Raw genomic sequence first — 13664 nt, 5'->3', positions numbered from 1 at the left:
CACTATATAATTTACCAATAAATTCATTATATAGGAATACAAAATAATAAAAACGACCCTCCGCTTTAAATTCGTCTAAGACCTGAGACGTAGTAAAGACTCATTCAATACGAGAAAATATCTAAAGATTTGTAAGGAGAAAATTGATTTCCATCATGATCAAAAGCATCGATTATTAGCTGTGAAGGAGTTACGGTCGCCTCTAATTCCACTGGCACTAATTGCGCACCATTCGAATCAATGGCTATCTCCATACGCTTTGATCCAGTGTTTATTACTAATTTTTCGATATGATGATTTGCCAATAAAGGTATAACAATAAAGTGGCTTTCTCGAAAATAAATGATATTCATATAATCTAATTCACTTTGTATATTATACTCTAATGCATACCCTTTTCCATCATGCTTGAAAATTGAAATACCCTTTATTTTTCCCCTTGAAAAATAGCCTATTCTATAAGGGGGTATCGTTAATGTATCATGCATTGTCATGGTATTGGGTTGGAAAGGACCCCACTGTATTGCCTGTTGAATTTCCGCTTCATTTTGTACGTAAACACGATCTCCAATTCGTTCAGACATATTCCCCAAAATGGCAATAATGATAATGATACATAGTAGTAATCGCCAATACCATTTTTTCTTGATAGCCAATAAGGCAAGGATAAATAATAACATGCTCGAAATTAACCCGACTACCATCCAAGGTCGTTGTAATGCAGTATAATCTTTCACCACACCAGACCTTTCTGGATAAATTACCGCTGAGGCGGATTGTATAACATTGTCATGCTGTTCAAGCATTGTCTTCAAACCAAACAAAAGACACCCTGTAATGAAGATGGTAAGAATAAGGGGCATAAACGACTTTCTAGTTGTTTTTTCATTGATTTTTTGGAAGGTTTTTAGCTGTTGCTCCTGAGAAAATGTAGCATCCTTATACAAATTGTTCATGGCACTACGAATCTGATCCATATTCAAATCCCTCCTCCATAAGTATTAGTCCAACCATTTGACGCGCTCGCCTTAGTCTTGACTTAACGGTATTTTCAGGTAGCTTTAACAGATTCGCAATTTCCTTTAATGAAAACTCAGCAAAATGAAATAATAGTAGGACATCTTTATATTTAATTGGCAGTTGCTCGATGGATGCAACAAGCATTGCCTCCGCTTCATTTTCAAGTACTTCCCTCTCCGGGATGTCAGAAAGGCTTATGAATTTGCCCCAGAAATCAATGACTTGAATTTTTTTATAGCGCCAGCTTGAAAGATAACTATGACAATTATTAATGGCTATACGATATAAATAGGTTTTAACAGAAGCTTCCTCTCGAAATTGCTCCATTCTTTCGTAATATTTAACGAATGTATCTTGAACTAAGTCCTCCGCCACGGTCCAATTTTTCACATATGTATAACATATGCGCAATAAATAATCGCCATAAGTTGTCATAGCACGAGATAGATGAGCATCTTTTTGCTCTTTTATCACCTTTACCATCCCCCTCGCTCCACTTTCTTGAGAAGCATTTATAGTTAGACCCTCGACTAACGAAAAAGTTTCATGAAAAATAAAATTTCATGAAACTTGATTAGTCTTCTATTTAATTTCCTTCCACTAAGGCTTTTAAATTGGCGAGTGATGGCTCATAGCCACTCATATTTATCGCAACAGTAGTGCCTTTTTGTGCTTCCTCTAATAAAATGGCAATCAAGGTTTCTTCTACATCTAAGAAAAACGAAAATTCCTGATTCTGTATGATATTTTTGATCGTCAATATTATCGGTAATTTTTCAGTTAGTCCATTATGAGCATTTGGCATTAATGTAAAGATTATTTTTTCACCGGCCACCAATGATGGAATCTTCCATGTAGAGCCTGGAGCATACCATTGTGACAACTGTTGTTCATCCGTTATAGCTTGCCAAATTTTATCAATACTTGCATCAATCCAAATCGAACTATTTTCTTTCATTCATGACGCCTCCATTTACAACTCATTCTTCTTTACACCATTTTATCCCATTAATGGAATGGATAACAACAAAGACGTTATCTCTGTTTATATCAATTCCCAATTAATCACAAGTTTTATTGGTAGACCTATATAAATTCAATGCACCGAGTACAACGATTCCTGCTATACTGTCCATTGCTAGCTGATGACTTGACAAAATAGTGACCATAAAGCCGTATAAGGATGGTGCAATCACAATAAATAGTTGATTGATGGTTAAAGCTGCACTCACAGTTAAGCCAACATAATGTGGATTGGATTTTTCTGTTACACATGTGATGAACAAAGAATACCAACCAAGTGCTATAAACCCGAATAAAAAGCAATAAATAATCATCAAGTTTTTGAAATGTAGAATGAGTGGTAAACTTATAGCAAATATTACCGTACTTAACATCACTAAGATTAATAATTGTTCACGCTTTTGTGCAAATTGGTCACTAATCCACGCAAGACCTACTCTCCCTATCATCCCACCAAGCAAAACAAGGCTTAAATAAAAACCTGCCTCTGTTAATGAATAATCCCCTTCCTCATGTAAGTATCCCATGAAGTGGGCGATAAGAATCATTTGTAAGGTCATCATTACAATTCCTACTATATAAATAGGATATAGGTCTTTATTATTTTTTATGGCCTTGATTTTATCACTAAATGTAAAAGATGAGCCTGCTACCTCTATATGATTTTTAGGTTCTTGATATATCAATAAAAATAGTAGACCACCAGCTATTGCTACAATACCTTGCATAAGGTGAACTGAGGATAGATAAAAATGATTGTACATATACGTTAGAACAGTCGATGCTAAGGCACCACCAATTGGGATTCCTGTTTGACGAATGCCAATCGCCAGCCCTCTATGTTTGTCTGGAAACCATTTCACAATGGCCGTACTACCCCCAGTTTGTGCACTACCATACCAGATTCCGACAACTACTAATACAAGAAGTAATGTCGTATAATTGTTAACAGAGACAAGTAGTAATGCTGACAGCCCTAATAATATGGAGCCCCAACCGATAATTTGCTTTTCTCCTTTTTTATCCATCAAGTAGCCAAAAATGAGCATCGAGAAAATTGGACCTATATTGACGGCTGAAACAATCAGCCCTGTTTCGAAAGATGATAAATGCCATTCAATTTGATAAAACGTGGCAATTGGCCCCATTCCATATGTGACAAACGTTGCTGCTGTTTGTGAAAGCGTAGCCACTAGTAAGATAACCCATTTAAAATATGTATGCATAAAACCCTCCAAAAGCATTACACTTCTTTATTTGTGCAGTATAATTTTATTTACCTAAAGTTTACGCCCGTTACTCATATGCGTAAAATGGAGGAAAATGATAGGGTCTATCAAAATATTTAATAGGTGTGTGACAACAGATATGAATAGAGAAGAAATTGCCTTAAAAATTGAGCTATTGGAGAGGCAGAATTTAAGTAAATCCGCTGAAATGACGAATTACACACAATCAGCATTAACATCAAAAGTGAAGAAAATGGAGGCAGAAATTGGACAAGAGGTTTTTAAACGAACAACTCAAGGCTTAAAAATTACAGATGTAGGTATGCGATATTTACATTTCTTAAAGCTAGTTGCACAAGAGTATGAGGAGTTTTTACAAGCTATTGGACCAGCCCAAACCACCATCCACTTCGGCACTTCTCATACGACAATCAAAATTTATGGTGCATCCATTATGAACGCACTCCAGACCAATAATAGCCAGATCGATGTAGATTTCACAGTTGAATCCAGTACATCATTAAATCAAAAAGTACACAATTCCGAGATGGATTGTGCACTAACAAGTAATCCGATTAAACATTATCCTGACTTAAACTATGACCTGATTGCTACAGAAACATTTGAAGTGATTTCGAATAATAAGCAGCTAATTGATTTTCAGCGGCGTACACCTGTAACATTGCTTGTGCTAAGTAAAGGTTGCATGTATTCACATGCAATGTCGGAATGGCTAAAAAATGAGAACATTCCTTTTACTATCAAAGAAATTAAATCCGTCAGCAGTATTCTCGATTTTCTACAAATAGACAATACAATTGCTGTTTTAAATACAAAATTAATTCACCTTTATAATTATTCAAACATTCACTTTTACGATTTAAAAGGGCTCAATAAAGTTATTGAAACGGTCTTTATTTATAAAAAGAATAATCAGCAGCACTCACCCATTCATCAATTAAAAAAGATTATTGAGTCTTTACTTGAAGCCAGTTGACAATTGCAAGGGCATACCGCATACCTTAACGTGGCTATGCTCTTGCAATTGTTTTACCTCATGGAACTAGCCATCTTTTTAATGCAGCGGCGAAAATCACATGCATAGCAACTTGAACCAAATACCAAAAAGAGCTTGGTTTTTGACCAAGCTCTTCTTTAGTCCTGATTATCTTCGTTCCGCCTGTATTCTAAAATATCCCCCGGCTGACATTGCAAAGCCTCACAAATCGCCTCTAAAGTTGAAAATCGAATCGCCTTTGCTTTACCATTTTTCAAAATAGATAGATTCGCCATCGTGATGCCAACCTTTTCTGAAAGTTCTGTTACGCTCATTTTCCGTTTAGCTAGCATTACATCAATATTAATTATCATCGCCATAATATTCACCTCAAACCGTTAAATCATTTTCTGATTTGATATCGATGGCATTTTTTAAGAGCTTTTGAAGCACAGCAGCAAAGACTGCCACGATAAAGGAAGCAAAAATAATGACCATACCAATGATAATAAGTCCAGGAGCATCATCTACTTCCGCAACATAGTATATCATTGGCATGCCTACCACGTATAGACTACTAATAATGATTGCACAGTATTTGATAGTAATTAAAGCTTTGACTGATCGTTCTGAAAAAGCAATATTTTGATCAATATAGCTTAAAAGTTTTATAGTCGTATACAGGGCGACAAAATAAGCGATTGCCGTTGCATAGACAACAATGACAGCGAATAAAGTTGTTTTTGGAAAATGCTGTGCTGCTTTTATTGCCACTCGAGGCACCACTAAAATACATAAGGAAAGAACTGGCAATCCCATTAGAAAAACAGCGATCTTTAAAAAGAGTGTTTCACGTTTCAACAAATACACCTCATCACGGATTTATTGTAAGTTTGATTGTAGCACCACTTTTATCGATTTACAATAAATCATTATCGATTTAGAGTTTGTTTTTATTGTTTTTTTCTAAACATTTTATTACTCCATCTTTGAGGTAAAGCAAAATGATGTACCTGCTTTGCTTGATTCCAGTGTGTAGTGTAGCTGAAGAACCATAGCGATATCCTCGATAATCTGTAACCCTAATCCGCAATGTTTGTGGTTTTTTTCAAAGCCAATCCCATTATCTATCATCTTAATCATTCCATTATCAATGACAACCATAAGCTTTGTGGCTTTGGAATGTTTTAAGGTATTTTGAAACACATTATCAAATAAACGCTGTAACCATAATTCATTACTCATCCACAATAATTCTGATACATTTAGTTGAAAGCTTAATTCGATTGAATGAATGGTAAATAAATAGCGCCATTTGTCTATCATTGTCTCCAATAATTTCGGCAGACTTACTTCCTCTTTTATAATATAAGAGCTTTCCACTGTATCAATGGATTGAAACGATAATTCATTTGTTAAGTTCGCAATATAGTGAATCTGCTCATTTAATGACTCTACCAAATCTGGCTGGTCCTTTAGGGAATCTTCTACATAAAATAATTGTAATCGAATCGCTGTGAGTGGTGTATTGATATCGTGTCTTAGCTTTTGAAGAAGCTCCTTTTGCAATCGTTGTTGTTGCTCCAATTCTAGTTCCCGATAGGTAGTTCGTTCAATTAAAATATTGACCGATTGGATAAGCTGTCCTATTTCATCCTCACTGTTAACTTCTAATGTATGGGGTGTTCTTTCATCACTTGCTAAGTCACGAATTACTTGATGGAGCATGTTAATTTTCGTAAGCAATGAATTAATTGATTTCGAAAATAAAAAGGCTAACACACATAGTGATAAAAAGAACACAACTAGCATTATTGGGTAGGCAAAGGATTCATGAAATGGAGTGTCCTGATTTTTCGCTTTAAAGGCAAACTCATAGAGTATGGACATCAATACACTTATTCCTAATAATACAATTGGAACACTGATAATAGCAGAAAATAATAGAAAGCGATATTTTGTTTTTAATGTCATTGTCGTATATAGGTATTTAAACGATACCCTTCCCCATAAATATTTTGAAGTATAGTACCTGTAGGATCATCCATTTTTGCTCTAATTTTTTTAATATGGACATTGATGATATTATGATTTCGATCCTCCAGTGGCCATAGGTAGTCAAAAAAATGATCCTTCGATAACACTCTATCTCGGTTGTCAAATAAATAAAAGAAGATTTTACGCTCAATGGCAGTTAAAACAATCTCCTCATGAATATTATGCTTAAATACCTTACGCTGCTCTGTATTAATCAAGAGGTGCTGAATTTGTGTCAAAGAACCATAATGCTGCTTGAGCATTTTTTGCATTCGTAAAAGAAGCTCTCTCGGTTCAAAGGGCTTTGTCATATAATCTTCTCCAACTGTTAATCCCTCTAGCTTACTCTCAATGTCATTTCGAGCTGACAGAAAGATAATAGGAATAGGTAAGCCTAAGCCTTTAATAAACGTTGTCAGCTGATAGCCATCCTCTCCAGGTAGCATAATATCCATGATCACTAAATCAATTTGATGGATAATACGCCCTATATCCTTACCGCTTGTTTTCCATACTACCTCATAGCCTTCACGTTGGATAATTTTTTGCAGTAAATGACCAATCATTTGATCATCCTCTACTATTAAAATGGTAAAACCCTTCATTTTATCGACCTTTCTTTGCTGTCTACTTTCTCTTCCATAAATGTCATAGCAAGTTGATAAATCTCATCTGGTTTATATAAATAAATGCTATGGGTACCTCTTACTTCTTTCACATCTGCCAAGTTTATTTGCTCAGCAAAATTTCTGTAATCCTTGCGATTTTGTTCTGTATATTTATTTTCCTCTGCAATGGCATCAATAAATAATATCGGTGTATTCTGAGGCTTTGGCAACTTTTCTGATTGTAAACTATTTTCGTAGACTTGTAATAGCTCATTCTTCATATTATTATTAAAAAATTGTTTATAGGACAACGCTTGATAAATAGCTTTTTCTTCCTCTGTTAAAAAGGATTGCCTTATTACCTGTGGGTTATAAACTTTCGAGGGTGTTAGACGATGCAGGCCTATTTTCGTTAATAGATTGATACCCTTTATCATCCATGTATCCATTTGTCCCATTTTATGCTTCACATATTGACCTGGCAAACCAATATCAAGTGCAATAATGCCCTTAATTTCTTCAGGGTGTTTTTGTGCCCAATAGATAGCTTCAACACCCGAGATTGAATGTGGAACTAAAACATAAGGAGGCTTATTGCCACTTTGTAGAAGAGCTGCTCTCGTTTGCTCTAATATAGTATCAATATCTCGGTTATCATCTGTAATATCACTAAGTCCATAGCCTGCTCTTTCGATAACAGCAATTTTATGCTCCTGTGAGAATTTGCTATAAAGCCCTTTCATCTCATACATAGGAGCAGCAATGCCAGAGCCTGCCATAAAGACATAGGTATCATTACCACGCCCCTCATTATAAACATTGATTCTATGGTGATCAACCTCAACCATTTTGCCCTTATTCTTTAAAATAACTGCTTCTCTATGTAGCTGAATTTGATGATACACACAAATAGCGACTATACCAAGTAAAAGAATCACTCCTACATAGAATAGAATTTTCTTAACTTTTTTCATACAATTCTCCTTTCAATTGTTACTTGAAAGGATACACAGTAAAAATAAATTTCTGATTAATTTTTGTAGAAAAAAGAGGCTGGGACAAAACCCTCCTCTAAACTAAAAAGCCGGTGAAATTTTACGATCAGTAAAATTTCACCGGTTTTAAATTTTTTTCATAAAAAAATAAGGATCACTTCTGATAAAATTAAGTCACCACAACAAAATTATACAGAAAGAAGGATCCTTATGTTTAAAGATTATAACATGAATCAACTAGTTTTGCCTTTAGATTTAGAAGTGAAGTTACAAAAGAATGATATTGCCTTCCATATCCACCATTTAGTCGAAAGTATCCCGCCCGAAGCGTTTGAACCATTCCTTCGAAATGAGGGCTGTCCTGCCTACCATCCACGCATGATGCTTAAAATTATCTTATGTGCCTACACGCAATCTGTCTTCTCAGGGCGCAAAATTGAAGGACTTTTAAAAGATAGTCTTCGGATGATGTGGTTAGCTCAAGGAAATGAACCAACCTACCGAACAATCAACCGATTCCGTGTCCAATCAGAGGTGAAGGAGTTGATTCGTCAATGCTTCGTTCAATTCCGCTGTCAGCTGGTACAGGAAGAATTAATTGATCAGGAAGCCATTTTTATCGACGGAACTAAGATTGAAGCAAATGCGAACAAATTTACATTCGTGTGGAAAAAGTCGATTGAGAAATATCATAACGGACTAATTGAGAAGTCTAACCAGTTATACGATGAACTACTTGAAAAAGAAATCATCCCAGAAATTAAACGGGAAAATGAAAAGGAATTAGCATTGGAAGACCTCGCTCAAATGGTCGAAAAAGTAGATGAAGTGATCGCTGAATATGATCGAAAAATTGAGGACTCATCAGATGTAGCAGAGCGAAAGGCTTTAAGAACGGAACGGAAATTCCCAAAGAAAGCCCGCAAAATTAATCGACTATATTGAACGCAAACTAAAATACCAAAGAGACTTCGAAATCTTTGACGAACGAAATAGTTATTCTAAAACAGACCCAGATGCGACATTTATGCGTATGAAAGATGACTATATGAAAAATGGTCAATTGAAGGCAGGTTATAACATACAAGTGACAACAGAAGGTCAGTATGCGCTTGCCTACAGCATTTTTCCAAACCCAGCGGATACACGTACATTAATCCCATTTTTAGATGAAATCGAACAACATTATTTTAAGCTACCAAAACACATCGTCGCAGATGCCGGATATGGCAGTGAACAAAATTATGATGATATCCTTTCGAATCGTAAGCGAGAAGCTTTAATCACGTACACCATGTATGTAAAAGAACAGAAGAAAACGTATAAGCAAAACGAATTCAATACAGCGAACTGGGATTATGATAAAGAAAATGATCGATACACATGCCCAAACCAACAACATCTTGAATTTAAATATCGTACCACGAAAACGGATAAGTATGATTTCGTGCGTGAGTTTAAGGTATATGAATGTGAAGACTGTTCCGGATGCCCCCTCCGTTCATTATGTACAAAAGCAAAAGAAGGAAATAATCGTAAGTTAATGGTGAATGAGAAGTGGGAACAACAAAAAGAATATGTGAGAGCAAAGCTTTCAGAAGAAAAAACGAGTACCCTTTATCGTCAACGCAAAATTGACGTGGAACCAGTTTTTGGATTCTTGAAGGCTAATTTGCGTTTCACTCGATTTTCTGTACGAGGAAAATCGAAGGTGGAAAACGAGATGGGCCTCGCATTAATGGCCGTGAATTTAAGAAAATTCACAGCCATTAGCTAAAAGCTATTTGGAGACAACATAAAAGATAGAGAAATCCGACTTTGAATGAATTCAAAGTCGGATTTCTCACGAATTGAAACTAGTTATGTCCCAGCCTCTCTTACTATTGTTCTGGATAGATGGATTGAATATAGGGTACAGTGTGTAGGCGGAATTGATTTACTCTTCTTGCTCAAGTAAAAGCTTTTGTTGGAGGTTATGATAGATACCTTGACGTCGCATTAACTGCTGATGATTGCCCTGCTCGACAATTTCGCCCTGTTGAATAACGAGAATTTGATCGGCACTCTCAATCGTTTTTAAACGGTGTGCAATGACAAAGCTAGTGCGCCCCTGCATCAAATGCTGTAAGCCCTTTTGAATATCGACCTCTGTTTGCGTATCGACGCTTGATGTCGCTTCATCCAAAATTAAAATATCTGCATTTTCCAAAATTGCCCGGGCAATAGCAAGTAATTGACGTTGTCCCTGACTTAAATTTGCGCCTCCTGCATGTACTGGCGTATCATATTGGGCCGGTAAGTATTTAATAAAATTATGAGCATTGGCTATTTTCGCCGCTTCCTCTACCTCTGCGTCTGTCGCATCTAGCTTACCAAAACGAATATTTTCCCGAATAGTCCCAGAAAATAAATACGTATCCTGCAATACGACTCCTACTCTTTGACGGATTGTAGCCATTTTGTAGCTCTCAATGTTTTGGCCATCAATCAAAATTTCACCCGTATCCACATCATAAAAACGTGTAAGCAAATTGATAATAGTCGTTTTTCCTGATCCTGTTGGTCCAACAAGTGCTATAGTGTCACCAGCTTTAGCATGAAAGCTTATATTTTTCAGGACTGGCTTCCCTGGTAAATAGCTAAAGGACACATGTTGAAATATCACATCTCCTTTTAAAGATTGGATATCAATAGCCTGTGGTTTATCTGCCACCTCTGATGATTCATCTAAAATTTCAAAAACACGCTCTGCTCCTGCAATTGCTGACTGAAAGGTATTTAATAGATTGGATAGCTGATTTAACGGACGGAAAAATTGACGTGTATACGTGACAAATGCCGCAATGACACCGACAGAAACAAACCCTTGCACTGATAAAAATGCCCCTGTTCCAATGACAACGGCTAGACCTAGGTTGTTCATAAAGTTATTAATTGGACCAAGTAGGCCTGATGTAATTTCTGCTCGCTGTGCCGAGTTGCGTAAATTTTCATTTTGTTGATAGAATGTGGCAATTGTTTGCTGTTCCTTTCCAAAAAGTGTGACAACTTCTGCTCCTGTAATCATTTCCTCAATATAGCCATTAAGTTTGCCTAAATCACGTTGTCGTGCTGCATAGTTTTTACTGCTACGTTTCACAATTTGCTTTGTCGTGAAAACAATAAGCGGAATAATAATTAATGTGACAATGGCTAACTGCCAGCTAAGGGAAAACATCGCAATGCTAACACCAATCACTGTTAAAATGGATGAAACAATTTGGGTCACACTTTGTGCAAGGGCTGTATTTAAATTATCAATATCATTTGTGACACGGCTCATTAAATCACCAAGTGCACGCTGATCAAAAAATCTTAGTGTGAGAGTTTGAAGTTTTTTAAATAATTCCAGTCGCAGTGTGCGAATGGTTTTCATCGCTACATGAATCATGACATATGTTTGCAGCCAGGTAAAAATAGAGGCGATTGTAAAAATGACAGCTAAGACAATCCCAAGACGAATCGTTCCAGCAATGTCCTTTTTCATAATATAGTCATCAACGATATGTCCAATCATATATGGGCCTGCTAAGCTTAAAAATGTTGAGGCGATGACAAAAAATATAGAGAAATAAAGCCCTATTTTTTGCAGCTTCACATACTGCCATACACGGTATATTGTGACCTTTTGATTTTTAGCCTTCTCAGCTGGACCACTCATACGAGGTCCACGTCCAAAATTCATTTGCTTTGGTTGACTTTGATTCATGATTGTTCACCAGCCTTTTGCTGTGAAGCATAGATTGCTTGATAGGATTTATTATTCTGTAATAATTCCTGATGTGTGCCCTGACCAACAATTTCGCCATCCTCTAATACAAGAATGACATCTGTCTGCTGAATCGAAGTGATTTTTGAGGCGACGATAAATGTTGTGGTATTTTGATATTGTTCATGAATGGCTTGTTGCACATGTTTTTCGGAGGCACTATCCAATGCTGATGTTGTATCATCCAGCACTAATATAGCTGGCTGCCTGATCAGCGCACGGCTTAAGGCCAGTCGTTGCTTTTGTCCACCAGAAAGATTCGTTGCTCCCTGTGATAATTCATGGGCCATGCCTTTATCAAGTCGTTCTACAAATTCAGTAGCACACGCAGCATCCAATGCTTTTTGTATTTCTTTCGTTGTTGCATTTTCCTTTCCTACACGGATATTTTTCTCAATCTTGCCTGAGAACAGAAGTGCTTTCTGAGAGGTAAAGCCAATATGCTCACGTAAAGTTGACAATGCATACGACTTTATTGGCTTTCCATCCAAGTGTATTTCACCACTAGTAGGGTCGAATAAGCGAGGTAAAAGTTTTACCAGCGTGGATTTTCCACTCCCCGTTTTGCCAATGAGACCAATTGTTTGTCCTGCCTTCACGGAAAAGGTAATGTTTTTGAGGACATCCTCAGCCGTTTCATAATAACGATAGCTGACATTTTGAAAATCAATTGCACCATGGATTGGAGTAGCAAGTGCATTTTCTGCTTCTTTCACTGTCACCTCTTTATTTAAAACATCTATGATGCGTTCACCAGAAGGGATTGCACGGGCAATTTGCATTAGCACCATGCTTGAAGACATCAAGCCATTCAAGATGATTGTTAAATAATTGATAAAAGCGAGTATAACGCCTACCTGTAATGTTCCTGCCTCCACTTTAATTGCCCCAAGCCAAAGTGCTGCAACAATGCCCAAGTTGACCACAAACATAGTAAAGGGTACAAGCACACCAACAATTTGCTCGGCTGTAATAAAACGCTTTGTCAGTGCATCATTATGTTTACTAAATTGTTCAATTTGCTGTGTTTCACGACGAAAGGCTTTGATCACACGAATTCCTGCTAAATTTTCCTGTAGCTTTGTATTCACACCATCAATGGCCTCTTGTACTCTGCGATATAGCATACCTGAATACTTTGTAAAAAAGTACATAGCTATGATTAACATTGGTACAATAATCAGTAGTATGGAAAATAGCTCGCGAGCAGTGACAAAGACAATTATAACTGCACCAATAAAGAGCAGTGGCCCACGCACAAAAATACGCAACGTCATCATAAACGCGCGTTGAATACTTTCCACATCACTTGTTAATATTGTAATAAGCTTTCCTGTTGTGAAATTATCACGTTCCTTTGCTGAATACGTCATCATTTTCTCATACAATGATTGGCGAACATCAGAAGCAAAATGAATCGCTGCCTTGGAACTATAATATGAACAACCAATTCCACCAAAAAGTCCAAGCACCGCACTTACTAACATCCATATGAACATTTTCAGCACATATGGATTATCACCATTAACAATGCCTGTATCAATCATATGCTGCATAATTGTGGGTTGAAGTAAATCCATCGTTACCTCTAGCACCATCAGCAGCGGTGCAATCAATGTAAAAAATTTATAGGGTCCTAAATAGCGCCCTAATTGTTTAATTGCCTGCATTCCTTCGACTCCGTTCCTGTTAAATCATTCGTTTCTCATTATAACTGAAAATCATTCCCAATTGCGAAGAAGTTTTTCGAGTCTCGTAATATTTTGCTAGATTATGTCTTTGTAGACTCTTGAATACTATGGAATCATTTGCCTTCTCCCCCATTTGACAGCCACTACTATGCTCTATCAGTAACCACCACTCTACATTCAATTTGCAGACTAAACTATCGAAAACCTCTCCATAGCATACAATTGTATACAAAGGTATACAAAACGTCAATATCAA

General features: G+C 36.6%; 12 protein-coding genes and 1 pseudogene. 2 read left to right on the top strand and 11 right to left on the bottom strand.

Translation table 11 applies throughout. From position 1 onward, the window contains the following. Positions 1-104 precede the first annotated feature (104 nt). The 4 genes from QNH24_RS11240 to QNH24_RS11225 all read right to left on the bottom strand — a co-directional run bounded on the left by QNH24_RS11240 (position 105) and on the right by QNH24_RS11225 (position 3269). A complete protein-coding gene (locus tag QNH24_RS11240; RefSeq protein ID WP_283872235.1) occupies positions 105-977 on the bottom strand; it encodes a hypothetical protein in 873 nt (290 codons plus the stop codon). Then, positions 961-1494 carry a sigma-70 family RNA polymerase sigma factor gene (locus QNH24_RS11235; protein WP_283872233.1) on the bottom strand — a complete coding sequence of 178 codons (534 nt, stop codon included), beginning with the start codon at positions 1492-1494 and terminating at the stop codon, positions 961-963. The genes QNH24_RS11240 and QNH24_RS11235 overlap by 17 nt, the downstream gene beginning before the upstream one ends. 112 nt (positions 1495-1606) lie before the next feature. After that, positions 1607-1978, bottom strand: coding sequence for an SRPBCC family protein (locus QNH24_RS11230; protein WP_283872231.1), 372 nt, complete (start codon positions 1976-1978; stop codon positions 1607-1609). A gap of 103 nt (positions 1979-2081) precedes the next feature. Continuing rightward, positions 2082-3269: an MFS transporter gene (locus tag QNH24_RS11225; RefSeq protein WP_283872230.1), complete on the bottom strand. Its 1188-nt coding sequence runs from the start codon at positions 3267-3269 to the stop codon at positions 2082-2084. Between the two features lie 142 nt (positions 3270-3411). On the opposite strand from QNH24_RS11225, the gene QNH24_RS11220 reads away from it, so the two are divergent. Further along, positions 3412-4269 carry a LysR family transcriptional regulator gene (locus QNH24_RS11220; RefSeq protein ID WP_283872229.1) on the top strand — a complete coding sequence of 286 codons (858 nt, stop codon included), beginning with the start codon at positions 3412-3414 and terminating at the stop codon, positions 4267-4269. A 158-nt stretch (positions 4270-4427) separates the two neighbouring features. Here the strand turns inward: QNH24_RS11220 and QNH24_RS11215 are convergent, their stop codons facing one another. The 5 genes from QNH24_RS11215 to QNH24_RS11195 all read right to left on the bottom strand — a co-directional run bounded on the left by QNH24_RS11215 (position 4428) and on the right by QNH24_RS11195 (position 7888). Further along, a complete protein-coding gene (locus QNH24_RS11215) occupies positions 4428-4649 on the bottom strand; it encodes a helix-turn-helix domain-containing protein (protein ID WP_054771737.1) in 222 nt (73 codons plus the stop codon). A 10-nt stretch (positions 4650-4659) separates the two neighbouring features. After that, positions 4660-5130 (bottom strand): DUF2975 domain-containing protein, encoded by a 471-nt coding sequence (locus QNH24_RS11210; RefSeq protein ID WP_283872228.1) that lies wholly within the window; start codon positions 5128-5130, stop codon positions 4660-4662. Between the two features lie 117 nt (positions 5131-5247). Further along, on the bottom strand, positions 5248-6243 hold the full coding sequence (locus QNH24_RS11205) for a sensor histidine kinase (protein ID WP_283872227.1): 996 nt from the start codon (positions 6241-6243) through the stop codon (positions 5248-5250). Further along, positions 6240-6911, bottom strand: a complete 672-nt coding sequence (locus QNH24_RS11200; RefSeq protein ID WP_283872226.1) for a response regulator transcription factor — start codon at positions 6909-6911, stop codon at positions 6240-6242. Before QNH24_RS11200 ends, QNH24_RS11205 begins: the two co-directional genes overlap by 4 nt. Beyond that, a complete protein-coding gene (locus tag QNH24_RS11195) occupies positions 6908-7888 on the bottom strand; it encodes an alpha/beta fold hydrolase (protein ID WP_283872224.1) in 981 nt (326 codons plus the stop codon). The genes QNH24_RS11200 and QNH24_RS11195 overlap by 4 nt, the downstream gene beginning before the upstream one ends. Before the next feature lie 231 nt (positions 7889-8119). On the opposite strand from QNH24_RS11195, the pseudogene QNH24_RS11190 reads away from it, so the two are divergent. Further along, positions 8120-9686, top strand: a pseudogene (locus tag QNH24_RS11190) (IS1182 family transposase). A 159-nt stretch (positions 9687-9845) separates the two neighbouring features. Here the strand turns inward: QNH24_RS11190 and QNH24_RS11185 are convergent. Continuing rightward, positions 9846-11657, bottom strand: coding sequence for an ABC transporter ATP-binding protein (locus QNH24_RS11185; RefSeq protein WP_283872223.1), 1812 nt, complete (start codon positions 11655-11657; stop codon positions 9846-9848). After that, entirely contained in the window at positions 11654-13387 is a 1734-nt protein-coding gene (locus QNH24_RS11180) for an ABC transporter ATP-binding protein (protein WP_283872222.1), read from the bottom strand. The genes QNH24_RS11185 and QNH24_RS11180 overlap by 4 nt, the downstream gene beginning before the upstream one ends. Positions 13388-13664 lie beyond the last annotated feature (277 nt).

Source organism: Lysinibacillus pakistanensis, from assembly GCF_030123245.1.
Classification (GTDB): Bacteria; Bacillota; Bacilli; order Bacillales_A; family Planococcaceae; genus Lysinibacillus; species Lysinibacillus pakistanensis.
Note: the sequence above shows the minus strand (reverse complement) of the source record. Positions and strands in the feature narration are given on the sequence as shown.

What these genes read in the sequence shown, in the direction of transcription:
- QNH24_RS11220 (WP_283872229.1), top strand. Translation starts at nt 3,412, where the DNA reads ATGAATAGAGAAGAAATTGCCTTAAAAATTGAGCTATTGGAGAGGCAG.
- QNH24_RS11240 (WP_283872235.1), bottom strand. Translation starts at nt 977, where the DNA reads ATGGATCAGATTCGTAGTGCCATGAACAATTTGTATAAGGATGCTACA.
- QNH24_RS11205 (WP_283872227.1), bottom strand. Translation starts at nt 6,243, where the DNA reads ATGACATTAAAAACAAAATATCGCTTTCTATTATTTTCTGCTATTATC.
- QNH24_RS11230 (WP_283872231.1), bottom strand. Translation starts at nt 1,978, where the DNA reads ATGAAAGAAAATAGTTCGATTTGGATTGATGCAAGTATTGATAAAATT.
- QNH24_RS11215 (WP_054771737.1), bottom strand. Translation starts at nt 4,649, where the DNA reads ATGGCGATGATAATTAATATTGATGTAATGCTAGCTAAACGGAAAATG.
- QNH24_RS11180 (WP_283872222.1), bottom strand. Translation starts at nt 13,387, where the DNA reads ATGCAGGCAATTAAACAATTAGGGCGCTATTTAGGACCCTATAAATTT.
- QNH24_RS11200 (WP_283872226.1), bottom strand. Translation starts at nt 6,911, where the DNA reads ATGAAGGGTTTTACCATTTTAATAGTAGAGGATGATCAAATGATTGGT.
- QNH24_RS11225 (WP_283872230.1), bottom strand. Translation starts at nt 3,269, where the DNA reads ATGCATACATATTTTAAATGGGTTATCTTACTAGTGGCTACGCTTTCA.
- QNH24_RS11195 (WP_283872224.1), bottom strand. Translation starts at nt 7,888, where the DNA reads ATGAAAAAAGTTAAGAAAATTCTATTCTATGTAGGAGTGATTCTTTTA.
- QNH24_RS11185 (WP_283872223.1), bottom strand. Translation starts at nt 11,657, where the DNA reads ATGAATCAAAGTCAACCAAAGCAAATGAATTTTGGACGTGGACCTCGT.